Origin of the sequence: Paraburkholderia sp. J69-1 (assembly GCF_905220255.1) — a bacterium.
Classification (GTDB): domain Bacteria; phylum Pseudomonadota; class Gammaproteobacteria; order Burkholderiales; family Burkholderiaceae; genus Paraburkholderia.
This window is the reverse complement of record NZ_CAJMZG010000016.1, coordinates 115,133-137,561: the sequence shown is the minus strand read 5'-3', so window position 1 is coordinate 137,561 and position 22,429 is coordinate 115,133. Positions and strand designations below refer to the sequence as shown.

Below are 22,429 nucleotides of genomic sequence, written 5' to 3'. Positions count from 1 at the left end.
CTTACGAAGAGCAACTGACTTCGAGCGAGCTGGCCCACGCGGGCGGCAGCGCCGCGTAGCTGGCGTTCTCCGGCTGCTCGTCGAAGGGGCGCTTGAGCACGTTGGCAAGGCGCTCGACTTCGCTGAAGTCCTTTTGCTCCGCGCGCTCGATCGCCGTCTGCGCGAGATGGTTGCGCAGCACGAACTTCGGGTTCACGCGGTTCATCGCGGCGGCGCGTGCAGCGTCGTCGCGCGTTTCGTGGGCGAGGCGCGCGCGGTAATCGGCGGCCCAGGCGTCGAAGGCAGGACGATCGAGGAACAGATCGCGCACCGTCGTATCGTTTTGCGCATCGAGCTTCGACACGTTGGCGAGATTGCGGAACGTCAGCGTGAAATCGGCGCGGTTCGCATGCATGATCTCGAACAGGCGATTGGCGAGCTGGTCGTCGCCTTCGCGCGCGTGTTCGAGGCCGAGCTTCGCGCGCATACGCGCTTCGAGCGCGGGCGCGAAATGGCCCTTGAAGCGTTCGAGCACGCCTTGCGCGTCGGCCACGCAGCGCTCGCCGCGGGTTTTGTCGTCGGCGATCTCGTAGTGCATGCCGAACAGCGGCAGCAGCGCCTGCGCGAGGCAGAAGAGATTCCAGTAACCGATCTGCGGCTGCGCGCGATAGGCGTAGCGGCCTTGCGAATCCGAGTGATTGCAGATGTGGTTCGCGTCGAAACCGTCGATGAAACCGAACGGGCCGTAATCGATCGTGAGACCGAGAATCGACATGTTGTCGGTGTTCATCACGCCATGGCAAAAGCCCACGGCCTGCCAGTCCACCATCAGCGCCGCCGTGGTTTGCACGGCCTGATCGAGCAGCGCGAGATACGGATCGTCGGCTTCGCGCAGTTGCGGATAGAAGCGGTCGATCACGTGATCGGCGAGCTTTTGCAGCGCCTCGACGTTGTCCTGCGAGTAGAAGTGCTCGAAGTGGCCAAAGCGCACGAAGCTGGGCGACACGCGCGTGACGACCGCGGCGGTTTCCAGTTCCTCGCGGCGCACCGCCTGATCGGAGCCCGTCACGGCCAGCGCGCGCGTGGTCGGAATGCCGAGGTGATGCATCGCCTCGGAGCACAAAAATTCGCGGATCGACGAGCGCAGCACCGCGCGGCCATCGCCCATGCGCGAGTAGGGCGTGCGTCCCGCGCCCTTGAGCTGGACTTCGTGGCGCAGGCCGGCGTGTTCGACCTCGCCGAGCATCAGCGCGCGGCCGTCACCGAGCTGGCCCGCCCACACGCCGAATTGATGCCCCGAATACACCGAAGCGAACGACATCGCCGAGGGCGAACGCTCGCGCGTGAAGTTGCCGCTGAAAAACGCGGCGAACGCGGTGTCGCGCACGGCATCGGCATCGAGTCCGAGCAGCGCGGCCGTTTCGGGCGAGTAGCCGACGCTATACGGCGCGGGCAGCGGCGCGCCGGGCAGGCGCGTGTAGAAGGTGGCGCCGAGCGCCGCGAAGTTGTCGTCGCGCGGCGCGGTGAGCGCGCGTTCGAAGTCGGCGAGCGGGCCGCTGGCCGGCAGGTTCGTGGCGGTCTGTGTCACTTGGGAATCGCTGGGAGAGGAATTCGGGCCTGGTGAAAACGACATGTTGAGCGCCTGTTGAATAGCCGATATTGTAAGTCCGCGCCCGCTGGCGTGCAGGACATCGCCGCGGGTCATGTAATCCAGTCTGGAACCTGAGAACACGCCGTCAATAAGCTGTCTGCCTGGCCGTACACAATCACAAACGAGCATCCAGACATCCGAGTCGAGGAGACCGCCGACCATGACCGCACCGCTGCTGGGCCAGATGATGGACGTGCCGCTGCTGGTGTCATCGCTGATTGCGCATGCGGCGCGCCATCACGCCAACGCCCAGATCGTTTCGCGGCGTATCGAAGGCGATATTCATCGCTACACGTATCGAGAATGCGAGGTCCGTTCGAAGCAGCTTGCGCAGGCGCTGATCGCGCTGGACGTGCAGCCCGGCGAGCGCGTGGGGACGCTGGCGTGGAACGGTTATCGGCATATGGAGGCGTACTTCGGCGTGACGGGTTTCGGCGCAGTGTGTCACACGATCAATCCGCGCCTTTTTCCCGAGCAGATCGCCTGGATCGTCAATCATGCAGAGGACGCTTATGTCCTCTTCGATACGACGTTCGCGGCGCTGGTCGATACGCTCGCACCGCAGTGTCCGCAGGTGCGCGGCTGGATCGCCTTGTGCGACGAGGCGCATCGGCCCGAGATGCACACGCCGGTGCTCTGCTACGAAACGCTGCTGGCCGCCCGGAACGGCGAATACGAATGGCCGCTGCTGGACGAGCGCAGCGCCTCGAACCTCTGCTACACCTCGGGCACCACGGGCAATCCGAAGGGCGCGCTCTATACGCATCGATCTTCCGTGCTGCACGCCTATGCGGCTTCGTTGCCCGATTCGATCGGTTTATCGGCGCGCGATGCCTTGCTGCCGGTCGTGCCGATGTTCCACGTCAACGCCTGGGGCATTCCGCACGCCGCGCCGCTCAACGGCACCAAACTCGTGCTGCCCGGCAAAGATCTCGACGGCAAATCGCTCTATGAGTTGATGGAAGCCGAAGGCGTGACCTGTTCGGCCGGCGTGCCGACCGTCTGGCTCGGCCTGCTCACGTATATGCGCGACGCGGGCGTGAAGTTTTCGACGCTCAATCGCACGGTGATCGGCGGCTCGGCGTGTCCGCCCGCGATGATCCGCACCTATGAAGACGATTACGGCGTGGAGGTGATTCACGCGTGGGGCATGACGGAGATGTCGCCGCTCGGCACGCTCGCGAAGCTCAACTGGGAGCAGGCGCAGCGCCCGCCCGCGCAACAGCGCGCGCTGCTGGAAAAGCAGGGGCGTGTGATTTTCGGCGTCGATATGAAAATCGTCGGCGAGGATGGGCGCGAGCTGCCGTGGGACGGCGTGGCGTTCGGCGATCTGCATGTGCGCGGGCCGTGGGTGATCGACCGTTACTTCAGGCAGGAAGCGGGAACGCCTTTAGTCGACGGCTGGTTCCCGACCGGCGATGTCGCGACCATCGACCCCGATGGCTTCCTGCATATCACCGACCGCAGCAAGGACGTGATCAAGTCGGGCGGCGAGTGGATCAGTTCGATCGAACTGGAGAACATCGCGGTGGCGCATCCGGCGGTCGCGGAAGCGGCCTGCATCGCCTGCGCGCATCCGCGCTGGACCGAGCGCCCGCTGATCGTCGCGGTGAAAAAGCCCGGCGCCGAGCTTACGCGTGAAGCCCTGCTGGCCTTTTTCGACGGCAAGGTCGTGAAATGGTGGCTGCCCGACGATGTGGTGTTCGTCGACGCCTTGCCGCATACGGCCACAGGCAAGCTGCAAAAGCTCAAGCTGCGCGAGCAGTTCCGCGACCACATCCTGCCGACGGCGCTCGCGGCGGCGGAGCAATGCCCGATGGAGCCGCTCGATCTCGCCAAAGCCACGGGCGGCGGCGCCGACGGCCAGCCGAAATCCGCCGCTTTGCGCGATTAAAACCGTTTCAACCCTTTCTCCGGCGCAGCCTCTGGCTGCGTTTTTTTTCGCCTTTTTTCCCGCCTCGGTACAAACCCCGATGCACTGCAGCAAGAAAAAAATGGAACGAGCGTACTTTTTTCGGTATTCTGCCTGCTGACCGGGAATGTCGGACAATGAAGCCGGCGACGCACAACGCGGCCCGCATGCATGGAGGCAGGCAAATGGTAGTGGACAACGCGGCAGTGATTTACACGACTCGCGACGGCGTCGCCGTCATCACGCTCAACAATCCGCCCGTCAACGGCCTGGGTCACGCGACCCGCACCGGCATCGTCGAGGGTCTGGCGCGCGCCAACAGCGATCCCGCGGTGACGGCCATCGTCATCACGGGCGCGGGCAAAGCCTTCTCGGGCGGCGCCGACATCACCGAATTCAACACGCCGAAGGCGACCCAGGAACCCACGCTCCACACCGTCATCAACGAAGTGGAAAAAAGCGCCAAGCCCGTCGTGGCCGCGATCCATAGCGTGGCGATGGGCGGCGGCCTGGAACTGGCGCTTGGCGCGCATTACCGCGTGGCGGCACCGGGCGCGCAGATCGCGCTGCCCGAAGTCAAGCTCGGCATTCTGCCGGGCGCGGGCGGCACGCAGCGTCTGCCGCGCGCCATCGGCCTCGAAGCCGCGCTCAACATGATCGTCAGCGGCGCGCCGGTGCCCAGCGAAAAGCTCGCGAAATCGGGCCTGTTCGACGCGATGATCGAAGGCGATCTGCTGACCGAAGCCGTTGCATTCGCGCGCAAGGCCGCCGATAAACAAGGCCCGCATCCGCTCGTGCGCCACCGCAAGATCGAGCATCCGAACGCCGAAGGCTTCCTGCAGTTCTCGCGCAACACCGTGGGCGCGATGTCGAAGAACTATCCGGCGCCGGTGAAGTGCATCGATGCGATCGCCGCAGGCGTGAAGCAGGGCTTCGACAAGGGCCTCGCCTACGAGCGCGAATGTTTCGTCGAACTCGTGCAGACGCCCGAATCGCACGCGCTGCGCCACGCCTTCTTCGGCGAACGCGCGGCGAGCAAGATTCCCGATGTGCCGTCGGGCACGCCCACGCGCGATATCCAGAAGATCGCGGTGATCGGCGCGGGCACCATGGGCGGCGGCATCACCATGAACTTCCTCAACGCGGGCGTGCCGGTCACGCTGCTGGAAACGAAGCAGGAAGCGCTCGATCGCGGCCTCGCGACGATCCGCAAGAACTACGAAGCGCAGGTCAAGAAGGGCAAGCTCACGCAGGAGAAGGTCGAAGCGCGCATGGCGCTGATCAGCCCGACGCTGTCCTATGACGACCTCAAGCAGGCCGACCTCATCATCGAAGCCGTGTTCGAAGAACTCGGCGTGAAGGAGCAGGTGTTCAAGCGTCTCGATGAAGTCGCCAAGCCTGGCGCGATTCTCGCCTCGAACACCTCGACGCTCGACGTCGACAAGATCGCCGCGTTCACGAAGCGTCCGCAGGACGTGGTCGGTCTGCACTTCTTCAGCCCGGCCAATGTGATGAAGCTGCTCGAAGTCGTGCGCGGCAAGGACACGGCCAAGGACGTGCTCGCCACGGTCATGCAGGTCGCGAAGAAGATCCGCAAGACGGCGGTGGTGTCGGGTGTGTGCGATGGCTTTATCGGCAATCGCATGATCGAACAGTACGTGCGCCAGGCGCTCTATATGCTCGAAGAAGGCGCACTGCCGGCGCAGGTCGATCGCGCGATCGAGAAGTTCGGTTTCGCGATGGGGCCGTTCCGCATGAGCGACCTCGCGGGCAACGACATCGGCTGGGCGATCCGCAAGCGCCGCTATCAGGAACAGCCGGACCTCAAGTATTCGAAGATCGCCGACCGCCTCTGCGAGACGGGCCGCTTCGGCCAGAAGACCGGCGCGGGCTGGTACGACTACAAGGCCGGCGAGCGCAACGCGCTGCCTTCGAAGCTCGTGGACGACATGATCGTCGCGTATTCGAAGGAAGCGGGCACCGGGCGCCGCAAGATCAGCGACGACGAAATCGTCGAACGTCTGGTGTTCGCGCTGGCGAACGAAGGCGCGAAGATCGTCGAAGAAGGCATCGCGTCGAAGGCTTCGGACGTCGACATGGTTTATCTCACGGGCTACGGCTTCCCGCTGTGGCGCGGCGGCCCGATGCTCTACGCGGATACCGTCGGCCTCTACAACGTGGCGCGCGCCATCCGCCGCTACGCCGCCCAGCCGAACGGCGACGCGTGGGACATCGCGGCGTCGCTCGCCCGGCTGGCCGACGAGGGCGGCTCGTTCAACTGAACATCTGACCAGTTCAACATCGGACGGACATCATGAGAAGCGCAGACGACGTGCTCCTGTTGATCGACCTGCAATACGACTTCATGCCGGGCGGGGCGCTGGCCGTCGCGCGGGGCGATGAAGTCGTGCCGGTCGCCAACCGGCTCGCGCAGGGCTTCAGGCATGTTGTGCTCACGCAGGACTGGCACCCGGCGGAGCATGTGTCGTTTGCGGCGAATCATGCCGGCGATCATGGTCAACGCACGCCTTTTGAAACCCTCTCGCTGCCTTATGGCGAGCAGGTGTTGTGGCCCACGCACTGCGTGCAGGGCACCGAAGGCGCGGCGCTGCATCGCGATCTCGACGTGCCGCACGCCCGCGCGCTGATCCGCAAAGGCCATCACGCGGATGTCGACAGCTACTCGGCGTTTCTCGAAGCCGATCGCACGACGCCCACGGGTCTTGCGGGTTATCTGCGCGAGACCGGCGCGAAGCGCGTCTACTGCTGCGGCCTTGCGACCGACTATTGCGTCGCGTGGTCCGCGCTCGATGCGCGCGCCGCCGGCTTCGAAACCGTGCTGATCGAAGACGCCTCGCGCGCCATCGACCTGAACGGGTCGCTCGCCGCCGCGTGGGAGCAGTTGCAGGCGGCGGGCGTGAAGCGCGCGCAGTCGGCCGACGTGCTCGCGGGCACGGTTTGATCGTCGCTTGATCGCCATTCTGATGATGGTCTGATGTCTGGATTCGACACTATTCGCAGCATCCAAAATTCTGCTGGAGACACGCATGACTGACGCCGTAATCGTTTCGACTGCCCGCACGGCCCTCGCCAAATCCTGGAAGGGCGCTTTCAACATGACGCATGGCGCCACGCTCGGTGGCCATGTCACGCAAGCCGCCGTCGAGCGCGCGAAGATCGACCCCGCGCGCATCGAAGACGTGATCATGGGCTGCGCTAACCCCGAAGGCGCGACGGGCGCCAATATCGCGCGCCAGATCGCTCTGCGCGCGGGCCTGCCGGTTTCGGTGCCGGGCATGACGGTGAACCGCTTCTGTTCGTCGGGACTGCAAACCATCGCGCTGGCCGCGCAACGCGTGATCGCCGGTGAGGGCGATGTGTTCGTGGCAGGCGGCGTGGAGTCGATCTCGTGCGTGCAGAACGAGATGAACCGCCACATGATGGCCGAAGGCTGGCTCAACCAGCACAAGCCGGAAATCTACTGGAGCATGCTGCAGACGGCCGAAAACGTCGCGAAGCGCTACGAGATTTCGCGCGATCGTCAGGACGAGTACGGCGTGCAGTCGCAACTGCGCGCAGCGGCCGCTCAGGCCGCCGGTCTCTTCAACGACGAAATCGTGCCGATGACGGTGCTCGCCGGTGTCGGCGACAAGGCCACGGGCCAGCTGGTCACGAAGGAAGTGACGATCTCCGCCGACGAAGGCATTCGCGGCGACACCACGCTCGAAGGCGTGTCGAAGATCCGCACGGCGATGCCCGGCGGCGTGATCACGGCTGGCAACGCCAGCCAGTTCTCGGATGGCGCGAGCGCCTGTGTGGTGATGAACGCCAAGGTGGCGGAGCGCGAAGGCCTGCAGCCGCTCGGCATCTTCCGCGGTTTCGCGGTAGCCGGTTGCGAGCCGGACGAAATGGGTATCGGCCCGGTGTTCGCGGTGCCCAAGCTGCTCAAGCAAGCGGGCCTGAAGGTCGAGGACATCGGCCTGTGGGAACTGAACGAAGCGTTCGCCGTGCAGGTGCTGTATTGCCGCGACAAGCTCGGCATTCCCGCCGATCGCCTCAACGTGAACGGCGGCGCGATTGCGGTCGGTCACCCGTATGGCGTGTCGGGCGCGCGTCTCACGGGCCATGCGCTGATCGAAGGCAAGCGCCGTGGCGCGAAGTTCGTCGTCGTGACGATGTGTATCGGCGGCGGGCAGGGCGCAGCGGGCCTGTTCGAAGTCGTCTAAGGCCTAACGCGAGGCGATATCGCTTCGCGGCGGACGGGCGCGCAGCCACGCGCCCGCTCGCAGCAGGCGAGCCGCCATCGTCATCCAGGCGATGAGCGCAGTTTGCGGCGGCGCCTGCACCAGCAGACGCGCGCCATGCGGCTGCGCCGCGCAGATCGCATAGTGGTTGCGTTCGCTGGCGATATAGCGCTCGCCTTCATACACAAGCAGCGTCTGTTCGGGCGCAAGCTGGCCGAGCGAAGCAAGCGCCCGATCGCGATAGCTGATGAGCAGGTCCCCCTCCACCGCCACGATCGCCGCACCGCGCCGCAATACGAGGGCGTGGCGCGCGCCGCGCGTCAGCGCGATGGGGCGGGTCTGGAGAGCGGGAACGCAATTTTCGGAGCGTGACGAGTCGTGCATGGTCGATATCCGGTCGGTGAAGCGAAGTCAGGCTCCCAGCTTAGGGATGCGCGCTCAGCCGCAACAGCCGCAGGACGGCGCCAATCGTTGCGCTACAGCGCACGCGCGGCGCGGGCTGTACCGGTGCAATCGGCGCTGGCGTGTATCTGTCGCGGTACGCCGCGCCTCTGGCATCATCGATCGATGAACGTCTCCGACCAGCCTCTCTACCGGCAACTGGCCGGACATTACCGGCGCAGTATCGAAAGCGGCGTGCTGCGTCCCGGCGACCGCATGCCGTCGATGCGCGCCTTCATGCGCCAGCACGACGTCAGCCTCGCCACGGCCACCGAAAGCTATCGCGTGCTGGAGCGCGAAGCGCTGATCGAGGCGCGTCCGCGCGCGGGCTATTTCGTGCGCGCCACGGCCAGCACGCTGCCTGCCGCGCGCGAGCCCAACTGGCAGGAAAGCGCCGCCGAACCGCAGTTCGTGGCGCAATTCGTCGGCATTCACGCGAATATTTCGGCGCTCGTCGCGCGCTGGCAGCAGGTGCCGGATGCGCTCAATCTGGGCGGCGTCACCGCCGCCGACGCGCTGTTCCCCGGCGAAGCGCTGCAGAAGATCGCCGTGCGCACGCTGCGCCATCGGCCCGATCTGCTGACGTCGCCCGGCCACGAGCGCGGCGATCCGCGTCTGCGCGCCGTGATCGCGCGTCGTGCGCTCGCCGCTGGCTTCACTGTCCATCCCGACGAGATCGTCATGACCCACGGCGGCATCGAGGCCGTCAATCTCGCGCTGCGCGCCGTCACGCAGCCCGGCGATACGGTCGCCGTCGAGTCGCCGTGTTTCTACGGGCTGTTGCAGGTGCTCGAAAGCCTCGGCCTGCGCGCACTCGAAATTCCCGCGAGCCCGACCACTGGTTTGTCGGTCGACGCGCTCGATTTCGCGCTGCGCCAGCACGCGGGCGTGAAAGCGCTGGTGGTGGTGCCGCATCTGCAGAATCCGCTGGGCTGCGTGATGCCCGACGCGCACAAGCAGCGCATCGTCGAGCTATGCGCGCAGGCGGGCGTGGCCGTGATCGAGGACGATCCGTATCGCGAACTGGTGGAAAGCGAAACGCCGCCGCGCGCGCTCAAGTCCTGGGACACGCAGGGTGTTGTGATCCATTGCACGTCGTTCAACAAGACGCTTGCGCCCGGCATGCGGGTGGGCTGGATGGCGGGCGGCCGCTGGCATTCGCGCATCGCGATGCTCAAGTTCGCGCAGTCGCGCCTGAACGAGCCGCTATCGCAAGCGGTGCTCGCCGAATTTTTGCAAAGCCAGGCGCACGAACGCCATCTGCGCCGCTTGCGCGAACGCCTTGCGCTGCAACGCGCGCGCATGGCGCAGGGCATCGGCGCTGGGTTTCCTGACGGCACGCGCTTCACGCCGCCGGCCGGCGGCATGGCGTTCTGGATCGAGTTGCCGGAAGGCGTCGAGTCGATGGCGCTCTTCGACGCCGCATTGGCCGAACGCATCCGCATCATGCCCGGTACGGTGTTCTCGAATTCGGGCCGATTCGACCGGTTTATCCGCATCAGTTGTCCGGGTCCCGACCCGCAAAGCGCCGATGCCGCGCTGGCGCGCATCGGTGCGATTGCGCATCGTCTCGCGGCGCAGGGACGCTGAAGCCATGGCCTTCGCCTCGCGCTATGCGCGGTTATGATGACGGCAGTTTCGCGCTTCGATGGCGCGGTTTCCGTTCAAGTCAGACAGAAAAGGTGATTACGTGATTCGTCATATCGTGATGTGGAAGCTCAAGGAATCGGCCGAAGGCGCCTCGCGCGCGGAAAACGTCGCGAAGTTCCGCACGCTGCTCGAAGGTTGCCGCGATCTCGTGCCCGGCACGCTCCATCTCGAAGTGGGTCTCGCAGGCGAGGGCCTCGAATCGACTTACGACCTCGTGCTCGTCTCCGATTTCGCCGATAAGGCCGCACTCGACGCCTACCAGGTTCACCCCGAGCATCAGAAGGTCAAAGACTTCGCGAAGCGCGTGGTCGAGACGCGCCAGTGCGTCGATTACAACGCGTGATGCCCGCCATGACTGTCGATACGCAATCCGCAAACCCGCAGCCCACGATCGAAAGCCCGTTCGTCGATGAACTGGGCGCGCAACTCGTGAGCGCGCGCGACGGCGCAAGCGAAGTGCTGCTGACGCTCGCGCCGCGCCACATGAATACGTGGCAGGTCGTGCACGGCGGCGTGACCATGACGCTCTCCGATATCGCGCTGGCCATGGCCGCGCGCAGCGTGGCCGGCGATGGCGTGGGCGTCGTCACCGTCGAAATGAAAGTGAACTTCATGCAGCCCGGGCGCGGCGAATTGCGCGCGTTCGGCCGCGTGCTGCACCGCTCGACCACGATGGCCTATTGCGAAGGCGAGATCCGCGATAGCGAAGGCCATTTCGTCGCCAAGGCGCTCGGCACGTTCAAGTACATGCGGCGTCTGGCCGTGGGCCGCGACGTCGTGCGCCAGCGCCTGCGCAGCGACCCCGACGCCACGCCTGGCCCGAGCGACGGCTGAGCCGCGCGTTCGTTCCGTTTCCAAACCGCGCGGCAAGCGCCGCGCTTTCCATCACCGATCCCATGACCCAGACCAATCGCCAGATCCTGCTCGCGTCGCGCCCCGAAGGCGTTGCCAGCGTCGATAACTTCCGTCTCGTCGAAACGCCGCTCGCGCCGCTCGCGCAGGGTCAGGTGCGCGTGCGCAATCACTGGCTCTCGCTCGACCCGTATATGCGCGGGCGCATGAGCGACAGCAAGTCCTACGCCGCGCCGCAACCGCTCGACGCCGTGATGATCGGCGGCACCTCGGGCGAAGTGGTCGAATCGCTGAACCCGAAGTTCAAGGTAGGCGACAAGGTGGTCGGCATGGCCGGCTGGCAGGAATTCGGCACCTCGGACGGCAGCGATATGCATGTCGTCGATACGACGCACGTGCCGCTGTCCGCGTACCTCGGGCCGGTCGGCATGCCGGGCGTGACCGCCTGGTATGGCCTGAACGGCATCATCGCGCCGCAGGCCGGGCAGACCGTGGTGGTGAGCGCAGCCAGCGGCGCGGTGGGTAGCGTCGTCGGTCAACTGGCCAAGCGTGCGGGCTGCCGTGCGGTGGGTATCGCAGGCGGCGCGGAAAAATGCCGCTATGTGGTGGAAGAACTGGGCTTCGACGCCTGCGTCGACTACAAGGCCGGCAATCTCTATCAGGATCTCAAGAACGCGACGCCCGATGGCGTGGACGGCTACTTCGAGAACGTCGGCGGCGCGGTGCTCGACGCCACGCTCGCCCGCATGAACGCGTTCGGCCGCATCGCCGTGTGCGGCATGATCGCGGGCTACGACGGTGAGCCGGTGCCGCTCAAGTATCCGCAACTGATCCTCACGCAGCGTCTGCTGGTGCAGGGCTTTATCGTCTCCGAACATATGGATGTGTGGGCGAAGGCGCTGTCCGAACTCGGCGGCCTTGTCGCGCAGAAAAAGCTGGTTTATCGCGAGACCGTGGCCGAAGGCCTGGAAAACGCGCCCAGCGCATTCCTCGGCATGCTCAAGGGGCAGAACTTCGGCAAGCAGCTCGTCAAGCTGATCTGACGCAGCGCGCACGGAACAGGTCGGCCGGATACGCCGGCTTGTTCTTTTTATTGCCTATGTAGTGCTAACTAATCACAAAGGAGACGCGATGTCCGATCCGTTCCAGTTCGTAGGCCGTGTGGCCGTCATCACCGGCGCCGCCAGCGGTTTTGGCCGCGCGTTCGCGCAACAGGCCGCGGCGCTCGGCATGAAGCTCGTGCTCGCCGATGTCGATGCCGACGCGCTCGACGCCGTCGTGACCACGATGCGCGAGCAGGGCGCAGAGGCGATCGGCGTGCGTACCGATGTGCGCGATCCGGCGCAAGTCGATGCGCTCGCCAAGGCCACGCTCGATACCTACGGCAAGGTCCATCTGCTCTTTAACAACGCGGGCGTGGGCACTGGCGGCTTCGTGTGGGAAAGCAGCGCGAAGGACTGGGACTGGGTGTTCGGCGTCAACGTGATGGGCGTGGCCAACGGCGTGCGCAGCTTCACGCCCGCAATGCTCGCGCAGGGCGAGCGCGCGCATATCGTCAATACGGCCTCGGTGGCCGGGCTGCTCGCGCCATCGGCGATGGCCGTTTATAACGCCTCCAAGCACGCGGTGGTGGCGCTGACCGAGACGCTCTATCACGACCTGAGAAATGTGGGCACGCAGGTCAGTTGCTCGCTGCTGTGTCCGGCCTTCGTGCCGACCGGCATCGCCCACGCCGAGCGCAGCCGTCCCGACGATCTGCGCAACGACGCGCCGCCCACGCGCTCGCAGCAGGCCGCCGATCTGCAACTGCAGCGCGCGGTGCGCTCGGGCCGCCTCACGCCCGAGGACGTCGCCAAGGCCACCTTCGACGCCGTGCGCGACGGCCGCTTTTATATCCTCACGCATCCGGGCATACTCGCTTCGGTCAAGCTGCGTCACGAAGATATCGAGACGCTGCGCAATCCCACCGATCCGCTCTCGCTCAAGCCCGAAGTCAAGGGGGCGCGCGCGTAGCAGCGTTCAGACTGGACTCACCGTAAGCCTATGCCGCTCAACGCGAAGATCGCGCTCGTTCTCGACATGGTGGCCCGCGCGGGCCGCAAGCCGTATCACGAACTCACGCCGCAGGCGGCACGCGCGGCTTACGAAAAGAGCGCATCGGTGCTGGAGATTCCTGCCGCGCCGATGCATTCGGTCGAAGATATCGATGTGCCGGTGCGCGATGGCGCGACGATCCGCGCACGGCTTTATCAGTTGGTCGAGCCGCAGTGGTCCGAGCCGTTGCCGGCGCTGGTGTATTTTCACGGCGGCGGCTTCACGGTCGGCAGCGTCGATACACACGACGCGCTGTGCCGCATGTTCGCGCGCGACGCGCGTTGCGCGGTGCTGTCGGTCGATTACCGGCTCGCGCCGGAGCACCGTTTCCCGACCGCAGTGAACGACGCCTTCGACGCGTATGCGTGGCTGCACGCGCATGCGGGCGAATTCGCGATCGATCCGGCGCGCCTGGCCGTAGGCGGCGACAGCGCGGGCGGCACGCTCGCGACGGTGTGCGCCGTGCTCGCACGCGACGCGGGCATCGCGCCGCTGCTGCAAATGCTGATCTATCCGGGCACGGACAGCCATCAGCAAACGCAGTCGCATCGGCGTCTGGCGGAGGGTTATCTGCTGGAAGCGCCCACGATCCAGTGGTTCTTCAATCATTACGTGCGCGATGCGTCCGATCGCGAGGACTGGCGTTTCGCGCCGCTCGACGGTACGCGCGGCGCGCCCGATTTTCATGGCGTGCCGCCCGCGTGGATCGCGGTGGCGGAGTTCGATCCGCTCGTCGATGAAGGTGTTGCGTATGCGCAGAAACTGCGCGCCGCCGGCAACGACGTGACGCTCGTGCACTACGACGGCATGGTCCACGAGTTCTTCAAGCTGGGCGCTTTCGTGGACGAAGCGCGGCGCGCGCAAGGCGACGCCGCGCAGGCGCTGGTAGAAGCGTTCGAGCGCGCGGCGTAGTCGTTCAGGCTTGATCGAAACTGGCGACGGTCGCGTTCACCGTATAGCGTTCGCGGCGCTCGAAGCCGCCCGGACGCTTGATGCGATGCGAGCCATCGTCGTCGCTGCGCTCGCAGGTTTGCACATCGAGCCGATCGCGGTTCACGCGCACGCGCAGCGCCGTGGTGCCGCGCGTACCGTAGTCGGGCGTATCGATAAACGCCGCTGAAAGCGCGCGCTCGCGCTCCAGCGGAATGCCGGTGGCGGGCAAGTCGGCGTCGGGTGCGATGCGCGGGTCGCGCATCATGTCGATCAACTGATCTAGCGGAACCTCTGGACCGTTCGCGACCTGCTGCGCGAGTTCGGCGCGCTTGTGCACGAGCTTGGGCCAGGGCGTATCGAGCACGGCGTTGGAAATCCCGTGGGTGCCTTCGGGCAGCAGCGTGGGCACACGCTCGCCGCGGTTGCAGTACCAGGCGAGTTCGCGCCGCGTCCAGTCACCGATCACCAGATTGAAGCCGTTGTACATGTCGCCGTCGCGCGCCACGGCTTCGAGATAACCGAGCGGGGTATCGGCGAGATCGGGCGCGCCGGTCAGCCAGCGCGAGACCAGCGTGCCGCGCGTGGGCGCGTCGGGGCGCATTTCATGCGGCGCGCGGTAATTGGTCAGGGCGGCGAAGCGTCCGCCGCGCGTCATGCCCAACCACGTGCCGCCACCGACCAGATCGCGGCCCGCCAGCACGTCGGGCGCGTCGTCCCACCATTGCAGCGGCGCGGCCGTACGGCGCAGGAATTCGTCGCGGTTGGCCGCGAGCGTGAAGAGCGCGCCGTCGCTTGCGCGCGGCCGCCAGTCAAAAACGATCAGGCACATCGCGCGCGGTCTCCTCGATGGCTATTTTTTTGCGCGAACCAACCCGTGCGCGGGCAAGCTGTAAAGCGCGCCCGGCGCACGAGTGATAACGCCGTCAAAAACTCAGACTTCCGTGGGCAGTGCGTAGGGCAGCGGCAGGATGCGCAGCGCCGGGCCTTCGGCCGAACCCAGATGCACGCTGCCCGATTCGAGCGCCGCCAGCTTGATTTCGGCGAGCAGATCGACGAGGCCTTCCGGCGCGGCCGCTGCGTTCACGATCATGCCGCAGGGCTGGCCCGGATCGTCCGAGTGGAACAGTTCGACGCCCGCATGCGCGGCGTCGAGGCCGGCCGCGACGCTCGCCAGCGCCGTGCGGCGCTTGATGGTGCCGCGATACTGGCTGCGCGCGACCACTTCCTGGCCCGGATAGCAGCCTTTCTTGAAGTTCACGCCGCCGAGCACGTCGTAGTTGACCATCTGCGGGACGAACTGTTCGCTGACCGCCTGGGTGATGCGCGGCTCGCCCGCGCGGATGTCGAGCCAGTCCCACACCGTGGACGGCACGGCCTTGAGTTCGCCTGCGAGCGTGGCGAGTTTCGCCTCGACGGCTTCCTTCGGGCCAACCCACAGATAGCGCAGACGGCCAGCAGCATCGGGCAGGCGGATCAGCGTGCCGGCCGGATCGTCCACTTTCACGTGCACGCCATCGGGCAGCGCGTCGAACACGCGCGCCAGCGCGCCGCGCACGTCACCGGCCAGACCGACCACGAGCAGCTTGTCGGTATCGTCGGTGAGTTTGGCTTTGGCGCGCAGCACGAACATCGACAGGCGCTTTTGCACGCTGGCCTGCACGTCCTTTGAAAGCATCAGGCGGATCGTTTCGCCGCTTTTCCAGGTGAGAAACGAAGCGAGCAGGCGGCCTTTGGCCGAGCAGTAGCCGGCGAGGCGCGCGCCCGCGACATCGAGATGCTGGACGTCGTTGGTGAGCTGGCCGTGCAGGAAGCTGGCAGCGTCGTCGCCATTGGCGTCGATCACGCCGAACTGCGGCAGTATCGCGTAGGCGCAGCCCTGGAGGACGGCGTCGAAATCGGCTGCGGACGGGGCGTCCGGGGTTACGTGAGCGAGCGGTGCGTTCATGGATTCGGGGAACAGTCAATCCTGACTTTAGCGAGGGCAAGCGGTTATTATATGAGGTCCCCCAGAGTCATGTTTCCATGTCCCTCCTGAAGAAATGCCTTGCCGCGGGCGCAGCGCTCGTCGTGCTCGGCGCAGCCGCCGCGGGCGGCGTTGCATATTGGGCCACGCGGCCGATTCCGCTGGCCGTCCAGCAGCTCGACGTCACCATCAAGCCGCACAGTTCGGTGCGCAGCGTCACCACGCAGTTGCGGCGCGGCGGCGTACCGGTCCAGCCCCAGTTGTTCGTGCTGATGACGCGCGTGCTCGGGCTGCAAAGCCAGCTCAAATCGGGCAATTACGAGTTCAAGGCGGGCATCACGCCTTATGAAGTGCTGCAGAAGATGGCGCTCGGCGACGTCAACGAATATGTCGCGACCATCATCGAAGGCTGGACCTTCAAACATATGCGCCAGGAACTCGACGCCAATCCGGCGCTGAGCCACGACACCGCCGCCATGACCGACGCGCAGCTGCTTGCCGCGATCGGCGCGCCGCCCGCACCGCAGGGCAGCGGCGAAGGCCTGTTCTTCCCGGATACGTATCTGTTCGACAAGGGTTCGAGCGATCTCGACGTCTACCGCCGCGCCTACAAGGTGATGCAGACGCATCTGAACGAAGTGTGGGCCGCGCGCGCGCCGGGTCTGCCGCTGAAGTCGCCTTACGAGGCGCTCACGCTGGCGTCGCTGGTCGAAAAGGAAACCGGCAAGGCGGGCGATCGCGCCCAGGTGGCCGCGGTGTTCACCAATCGTCTGAAGGTAGGCATGCCGCTGCAGACCGATCCGTCCGTGATCTACGGGATGGGCGAGAGCTATATGGGGCGTCTGCACAAGCGCGATCTGCAGATCGACACTCTTTACAATACGTACCTGCGCCTCGGGCTGCCGCCGACTCCAATCGCGCTGCCCGGCGCCGCCTCGCTACAGGCGGCGCTCAATCCCGCCGCGACCGCCGCGCTTTATTTCGTGGCGCGCGGGGATGGCAGCAGCGTTTTTTCTGACAATCTCGTCGACCATAACAAGGCCGTCGATAAGTACATCCGGGGTAACTAAATGGCGCGGGGCCGATTCATCACGTTCGAAGGCATCGACGGTGCGGGCAAGACCACGCATCTCGCCTGGTTTCGCGAACAGCTCGAGCAGAAGCTCGCGGCCGCCGGCCGCACGGTCGTCATGACGCGCGAGCCGGGCGGCACGGAGATGGGCGAGAAGTTGCGCGACATCCTGCTCAACGAGCCGATGGACCTCGAAACCGAGGCGCTGCTGATGTTCGCGGCGCGCCGCGAGCATCTGGCCCGCGTGATCGAGCCTGCGCTCGCACGCGGCGACTGGGTGCTGTCCGACCGCTTCACCGACGCGACCTTCGCCTACCAGGGCGGCGGGCGCGGTCTGCCGCGCGACAAGCTCGAAACGCTGGAACGCTGGGTGCAGGGCGGCTTTCAGCCCGATCTGACGATTCTGTTCGACATCGAACCGGAAACCGCCAGCGAGCGTCGTGGCGCCGCGCGCGCGCCGGATCGCTTCGAAAGCGAAACCGATGCGTTTTTCACGCGTACGCGCACCGAGTATCTGCGCCGTGCCGAAGAAGCGCCGTACCGCTTTGCGATCGTCGATTCGTCGCAGAGCATCGAAGACATCCGCCGCAAGCTCGAAAAGGTGATCGGCACGCTCTGAGCGCGCTGTCACGCGGCTTCATTCGCCTAACTGGTTGATTCGACACATGATCTATCCCTGGCAAACCGGAGACTGGCAGCGACTCCAGCAACTGCGCCGCCACTGGCCGCACGCGTTGCTGCTGCACGGCCAGGCCGGCATCGGCAAGCTCCAGTTCGCCCAGCATCTGGCCAAAGGGCTGCTGTGCGAAGCGGCGCACACGGACGGCCAGCCGTGCGGGACGTGCCCCGCCTGCACCTGGTTCGCGCAGGGCAATCACCCCGATTACCGCGTGGTGGTGCCCGAGGCGCTGGCCGGTCTGGTCGGCCCGTCGGCAGCGGATGAAAGCGACGCGAAGGCCGATAAGGCCGATGGCGACGAAGGCAAGAAAACGCGCACGCCCAGCAAGGAAATCCGCATCGAGCAGGTGCGTGCGCTGCTGGACTTCACGAGCGTGGGGTCGCATCGCGGCGGCTCGCGCGTGGTCGTGCTGTATCCGGCGGAAGCGCTCAACGTCGCGGCCGCCAACGCGCTGCTGAAGACGCTCGAAGAGCCGCCCGCGAGCGTGGTGTTCGTGCTGGTGTCGGCGCGCATCGACCGCTTGCTGCCCACCATCATCAGCCGATGCCGCCAGTGGCCGATGGGCACGCCCGCGCCGCAGGAAGCGCAGGCGTGGCTCGCGCAGCAGGGCGTGGCCGATCCGGCCGGTCTGCTCGCGGAAGCGGGCGGCGCGCCGCTCGCGGCGCTTGCGCTCGCCAGCGACGAAAACCGCACGCTGCGCGACTGGACGCTCACGCAACTGGCTGCCGGCCCGAACTGCGACGCCTTCGCCTGTGGCGAAACGCTGCAAAAGCTGCCGGTGCCGCTCGTGCTCGGCTGGCTGCAACGCTGGGCCTACGATCTGCTCGCCGAACGCACGGCGGGACGCCCGCGCTATTACCCGCAATCGGCCGATGCGCTGGCGCGCTGCGCCGCGAAGCTCGACGCGCCCGCACTCGCGCGCTATCTCAAGACCGTGACGCGGCAACGCGCCGTCGAGAACCATCCGTTGAATGCGCGCCTCGTGTTCGAGGAGCTTTTTCTCGGCTATCGTGAGATGTTCGCCTGAGCGCGGCTCGGCGCTTTTCACCGTTTTTTTCGTCGTTTTCAGTCTTTATTCGCAGGACCGCCCATGTTTGTCGATTCGCATTGCCACATCAATTTCGAGGGCCTGGCCGACCGCCTGCCCGAGGTGCTCGAGAACATGCGCGCGCAGGACGTGACGCACGCACTGTGCGTCTCGGTCGATCTGGAGACGCTGCCTTCGGTGCTCGATATCGCCAGCCGTTTCGAGAACATCTATGCCTCGGTGGGCGTGCATCCCGACCACGAAGACGTGCAGGAACCCTCGGTCGCCGATCTCGTGGAACTGGCGAAGCATCCGAAAGTGGTGGCGATCGGCGAAACGGGGCTCGATTACTACCGGCTGGGCGAGCGCACCATCGACGATATGGAATGGCAGCGCGAGCGTTTTCGCAATCACATCCGCGCGGCGCACGCGACTGGCAAGCCGCTGATCATCCACACGCGCGCGTCTTCCGACGACACGCTGCGGATCATGGAAGAAGAGCAGGCCGGCGTGCCGGGCGGCGTGATGCACTGCTTCACGGAGCCGTGGGCCATCGCCGAACGCGCAATCGCCCAGAATTTTTACATTTCGCTGTCAGGTATCGTCACGTTCAAGAGCGCGACCGAGGTGCAGGACGTGGCGCGACGCGTGCCGCTCGAGCGTTTGCTGATCGAAACGGACTCGCCGTATCTGGCGCCGGTGCCGTATCGCGGCAAACCGAATGAACCTGCGTACGTAAGCCATGTCGGAAGATACATTGCCCAGCAACGCGGATTGCCGGACGCCGAACTCGGCGCTGCCACCACGCAGAATTTTTTCCGGCTGTTCAAGATTCCGGCTCCGGTCTGAAACGGGACCGCAGCGGCCCGCGTGCCGGCAATGTTGCTTGTATTTCGTTTGTTATCAATCAGATATCGAATAACGTAAAGGCCTGACATGAACCTGAATTCGCTGACGTCCACCGTCCACGCCACGTCCGCACCGCGCGCCGCCGGCCTGCGCAGCCTCGCTGCCGCGCTCGCCATCGGCATGGGTGCCGCCTTCTTCGCGAGCGCGCCGGCCTATGCCGCGCCGATCGACTCGCTCGTGAAGGGCGTGAAGTTCGACGACGACAAGGGCGTCGCCAAGGACATCGCCAACGGCCAGGACCCGAACGCCACCGACGACCAGGGCATGCCGCTGCTCGTGCTGGCTGCGCGCGAAAAGTCGGACAAGGTTGCCGCGCTGCTGCTCGACAACCCGAACACCAAGATCAACATCGAAGACAAGGCCGGCGAAAACGCGCTGATGCTGGCCTCGCTCAACGGCGACGTCGATCTCGTCAAGCTGCTCATCACCAAGGGCGCGAACGTCAACAAACCGGGCTGGACGCCGCTGCATTACGCCGCTGCAAACGGCAACGACGACGTGGCGAAACTGCTGATCGGCTATTCGGCCGATGTGAACGCGCCGTCGCCCAACGGCACCACGCCGCTGATGATGGCCGCACGCGGCGACCACATGACCACCGCGAAGCTGCTGCTCGATCACGGCGCGAATCTGCAGACCAAGAACCAGATCGGCATGAACGCGCTCGATTTCGCCAAGCAGTACAAGGCGCCGGATGCGATCAAGGATCTGTCGGCGCGCATGGGTCAGGCCGCGCAATAATTCGGCTCATTATCACCACGCAGGACGGGCTCGAGCCCAGGCTCGCAGCCCGCGTTTGACGGCGCAGATGGCGCCGCGCGCAGCGCGCCGCACGGCTGTCCCGGAAAACAGTGCACAATAGCGGGATTGCCCCTTGCTGACGACGCCTCCAACGGCTCGCACCAGCGGGCGGCGAGCGGCGCGGGGGCGCCGCCCCACACGACGATTCAAGGAGAACCATGCTGCGGGCTCTGTTCTGCGCCGGCGCGCTCATGTTGCCGCTCTCGGCTTTCGCATTCACCGCCAGCGACCTCAACCGCCTTTGCTCGAAGACCGACGTGGCCTCGCGTAGCGCCTGCGCGGCCTATATCGAAGGGGCCGCCGACGGCATCTTCAACACCATCGACGCAATCGGCGGCACGACCGGGCCGCGGGTTGGCCAGTACTTCTGCCTGCCGGCGGACGCGCGCTCGGCGCAACTGACCGACGCCGTGCGCAAATACATCGCCGATAACCCAAACGTGGCCGGCTACAACGCCAGCACGGCGATTTCGCTGGGTCTGGGGAAGGCGTTTCCCTGCAAGACGGGTAGTTAATCTCGCTAGTTAATCTCACCAGTTGATCTGACTGCCTGAACGCATGTCTTGAGCCGGACGGGCCTTCCGTCCGTGCATCGGATGCTCTGCTGGAGCGTCCAGGCGGCTGTACGCACGACCGTGCAGCCGCTTTTATCCGCACTCGAACCTGCCGTTGAACCAACGGCGAAATCCTCAGTCGATTCACCTGCGGGACGTTTTTTACGACCTCGCGCCTGCTGTTTCCATAGCGTTCACCGCAATCTTTGGCGTTTTTTGGCGCGCATTGCTGTACTTCGACGCCGCGTCCGCCCCGATCTTTTCATCGTTTTCATCGATTCCGTCACGTTCAGGAGGAACTGGCCGCCGATGCCCAACTTCGATTCCCTTTCCGTCTTCAGCGCGCGTCTGGCCGATGCCGCCGACGCGCCACTACACAGCTGGCCCGGCACGCTGATCGTCAGCGCGCTGGCGCTCTTGATTGCGCTGAGCATCCACTGGATCGGCGCGCGCGTGGTGCGCAGGATCGCGCGGCCGTATCCGCATGCGAGCGTGTGCGTGCGCTATGTCCATCAGCCCGCGCGCGTGCTGCTGGCCGTGATGGCGCTGGAGTTCGTCTGGTGGCAGGCGCCCGACACGCTGCGTTTTATCGGCACCTTGCGCGAGCTGTGCGCGTTCGCGCTGGTGGGCGCGATCACGTGGCTCTCGGTGCGCTGTGCGGCGGCGATCGGCGAGGCCATCATCGCCGCGCATCCGCTCGATATCGCCGATAACCTCGAAGCGCGCCGCATCCACACGCAGGCGCGCGTGCTGGCGCGCACGGTGATGGTCCTCATCGTCATTCTGGGCGTGGGCGCCGCGCTCATGACCTTTCCGAGCGTGCGGCAGATCGGGGCGAGTCTGCTGGCATCGGCGGGCGTGGCCGGTCTGGTCGCCGGTATCGCGGCACGCCCCGTGCTAGGCAATCTGATTGCGGGTTTGCAGATTGCGATTTCGCAGCCGATCCGTATCGACGATGTGGTCGTGATTCAGGGCGAGTGGGGGCGCATCGAGGAAATCACCGGCACGTATGTGTCGGTGCGCATCTGGGACCAGCGGCGGCTGATCGTGCCGCTGCAGTGGTTTATCGAGAATCCGTTCACCAACTGGACGCGCAGCAGTTCGCAGATCATTGGCACGGTGTTTTTGTGGCTCGATTACCGCATGCCGCTCGCGCCGCTGCGCGAAGAACTGGCGCGTATCGTCGAACATGCGCCGGAGTGGGACAAGCGTGTGCAGGTGCTGCAGGTCACGGACGCGAACGAGCGCGCGATGCAGTTGCGCGTGCTGGTGAGTTCGCAGGACTCGGGGCTGAACTGGGATCTGCGTTGCCGGGTGCGCGAAGGGCTGCTCGATTTCGTCAACGCGCGCTATCCCGAGTACTTGCCGAAGTCGCGCGCCGAGGTCGCGGCGCAACTCGAAGGCGGCGGGTTCGATGGGTTCGGCGCAGGCGGTATGAGCGCTCAAGCGGGCAACGGCGCGCAGCGTCCGATGCCGCCGTGGCGTCCGGCTGCGGCGCCGGCGTCGAGCACCGCCGCGCATACTGCGGCGGACCCGGTGGCGGGCAGCAGCACGCGCGCAGGCAGCGAGCACGAAGAGAGCGAAGCCGAAGCCTTGCTGGAGGACCGCCCAGGACGTTGATTGCCCACCGTGCGCGCCCAGAACCTATAACAGAGACAGAGGAAGCAT

The 22,429-nt window shown here is 65.7% G+C and carries 21 protein-coding genes; 17 read left to right on the top strand and 4 right to left on the bottom strand.

Annotated elements, in window-relative coordinates; all coding sequences use genetic code 11:
* Position 1 precedes the first annotated feature (1 nt).
* Entirely contained in the window at positions 2–1,612 is a 1,611-nt protein-coding gene (locus U5A67_RS26755; RefSeq protein WP_321816526.1) for a protein adenylyltransferase SelO, read from the bottom strand.
* Between the two features lie 178 nt (positions 1,613–1,790).
* Here U5A67_RS26755 and U5A67_RS26750 point away from each other — a divergent pair, with 178 nt between their 5' ends.
* From U5A67_RS26750 to U5A67_RS26735, 4 genes are all read left to right on the top strand, one after another.
* Positions 1,791–3,524 (top strand): 3-(methylthio)propionyl-CoA ligase, encoded by a 1,734-nt coding sequence (locus U5A67_RS26750; protein WP_321816525.1) that lies wholly within the window; start codon positions 1,791–1,793, stop codon positions 3,522–3,524.
* A gap of 203 nt (positions 3,525–3,727) precedes the next feature.
* A complete protein-coding gene (locus tag U5A67_RS26745) occupies positions 3,728–5,824 on the top strand; it encodes a 3-hydroxyacyl-CoA dehydrogenase NAD-binding domain-containing protein (protein WP_321816524.1) in 2,097 nt (698 codons plus the stop codon).
* Positions 5,825–5,856: 32 nt separating this feature from the next.
* A complete protein-coding gene (pncA, locus tag U5A67_RS26740) occupies positions 5,857–6,504 on the top strand; it encodes a bifunctional nicotinamidase/pyrazinamidase (protein WP_205981594.1) in 648 nt (215 codons plus the stop codon).
* 85 nt (positions 6,505–6,589) lie between these two features.
* Complete coding sequence (locus tag U5A67_RS26735; RefSeq protein WP_205981595.1) at positions 6,590–7,768, top strand: acetyl-CoA C-acyltransferase; 1,179 nt, start codon at positions 6,590–6,592, stop codon at positions 7,766–7,768.
* Positions 7,769–7,771: 3 nt separating this feature from the next.
* Here the strand turns inward: U5A67_RS26735 and U5A67_RS26730 are convergent, their stop codons facing one another.
* Positions 7,772–8,170, bottom strand: a complete 399-nt coding sequence (locus U5A67_RS26730; protein WP_321816523.1) for a hypothetical protein — start codon at positions 8,168–8,170, stop codon at positions 7,772–7,774.
* A gap of 183 nt (positions 8,171–8,353) precedes the next feature.
* Here U5A67_RS26730 and U5A67_RS26725 point away from each other — a divergent pair, with 183 nt between their 5' ends.
* From U5A67_RS26725 to U5A67_RS26700, 6 genes are all read left to right on the top strand, one after another.
* Positions 8,354–9,817, top strand: a complete 1,464-nt coding sequence (locus U5A67_RS26725) for a PLP-dependent aminotransferase family protein (protein WP_321816522.1) — start codon at positions 8,354–8,356, stop codon at positions 9,815–9,817.
* A gap of 100 nt (positions 9,818–9,917) precedes the next feature.
* Positions 9,918–10,220: a Dabb family protein gene (locus U5A67_RS26720; RefSeq protein ID WP_205981598.1), complete on the top strand. Its 303-nt coding sequence runs from the start codon at positions 9,918–9,920 to the stop codon at positions 10,218–10,220.
* Positions 10,221–10,228: 8 nt separating this feature from the next.
* Positions 10,229–10,711, top strand: a complete 483-nt coding sequence (locus U5A67_RS26715; RefSeq protein ID WP_321816559.1) for a PaaI family thioesterase — start codon at positions 10,229–10,231, stop codon at positions 10,709–10,711.
* A gap of 62 nt (positions 10,712–10,773) precedes the next feature.
* Positions 10,774–11,772, top strand: coding sequence for an NADP-dependent oxidoreductase (locus tag U5A67_RS26710; protein WP_205981600.1), 999 nt, complete (start codon positions 10,774–10,776; stop codon positions 11,770–11,772).
* Positions 11,773–11,860: 88 nt separating this feature from the next.
* The gene (locus U5A67_RS26705; RefSeq protein WP_321816521.1) at positions 11,861–12,742 is read left to right on the top strand and encodes an SDR family oxidoreductase; all 882 of its coding nucleotides are present in this window, start codon (positions 11,861–11,863) and stop codon (positions 12,740–12,742) included.
* A gap of 30 nt (positions 12,743–12,772) precedes the next feature.
* On the top strand, positions 12,773–13,735 hold the full coding sequence (locus tag U5A67_RS26700; RefSeq protein ID WP_321816520.1) for an alpha/beta hydrolase: 963 nt from the start codon (positions 12,773–12,775) through the stop codon (positions 13,733–13,735).
* 4 nt (positions 13,736–13,739) lie between these two features.
* On the opposite strand, the gene U5A67_RS26695 is transcribed toward U5A67_RS26700, so the two are convergent.
* Positions 13,740–14,585 carry an NRDE family protein gene (locus tag U5A67_RS26695; protein WP_321816519.1) on the bottom strand — a complete coding sequence of 282 codons (846 nt, stop codon included), beginning with the start codon at positions 14,583–14,585 and terminating at the stop codon, positions 13,740–13,742.
* A 102-nt stretch (positions 14,586–14,687) separates the two neighbouring features.
* Positions 14,688–15,701, bottom strand: a complete 1,014-nt coding sequence (locus U5A67_RS26690) for a folate-binding protein (protein WP_321816518.1) — start codon at positions 15,699–15,701, stop codon at positions 14,688–14,690.
* 77 nt (positions 15,702–15,778) lie between these two features.
* Here U5A67_RS26690 and mltG point away from each other — a divergent pair, with 77 nt between their 5' ends.
* The 7 genes from mltG to U5A67_RS26655 all read left to right on the top strand — a co-directional run bounded on the left by mltG (position 15,779) and on the right by U5A67_RS26655 (position 22,381).
* Positions 15,779–16,789: an endolytic transglycosylase MltG gene (gene mltG, locus U5A67_RS26685; protein ID WP_205981605.1), complete on the top strand. Its 1,011-nt coding sequence runs from the start codon at positions 15,779–15,781 to the stop codon at positions 16,787–16,789.
* Positions 16,790–17,410, top strand: coding sequence for a dTMP kinase (tmk, locus tag U5A67_RS26680; RefSeq protein ID WP_321816517.1), 621 nt, complete (start codon positions 16,790–16,792; stop codon positions 17,408–17,410).
* 46 nt (positions 17,411–17,456) lie between these two features.
* Positions 17,457–18,497, top strand: a complete 1,041-nt coding sequence (locus U5A67_RS26675) for a DNA polymerase III subunit delta' (RefSeq protein ID WP_321816516.1) — start codon at positions 17,457–17,459, stop codon at positions 18,495–18,497.
* Positions 18,498–18,560: 63 nt separating this feature from the next.
* Positions 18,561–19,346 carry a TatD family hydrolase gene (locus U5A67_RS26670; RefSeq protein WP_321816515.1) on the top strand — a complete coding sequence of 262 codons (786 nt, stop codon included), beginning with the start codon at positions 18,561–18,563 and terminating at the stop codon, positions 19,344–19,346.
* Between the two features lie 87 nt (positions 19,347–19,433).
* A complete protein-coding gene (locus U5A67_RS26665; protein ID WP_205981609.1) occupies positions 19,434–20,147 on the top strand; it encodes an ankyrin repeat domain-containing protein in 714 nt (237 codons plus the stop codon).
* Between the two features lie 218 nt (positions 20,148–20,365).
* Positions 20,366–20,722, top strand: a complete 357-nt coding sequence (locus tag U5A67_RS26660; protein ID WP_205981610.1) for a Rap1a/Tai family immunity protein — start codon at positions 20,366–20,368, stop codon at positions 20,720–20,722.
* Between the two features lie 348 nt (positions 20,723–21,070).
* A complete protein-coding gene (locus U5A67_RS26655) occupies positions 21,071–22,381 on the top strand; it encodes a mechanosensitive ion channel family protein (protein WP_321816514.1) in 1,311 nt (436 codons plus the stop codon).
* Positions 22,382–22,429: the final 48 nt, after the last annotated feature.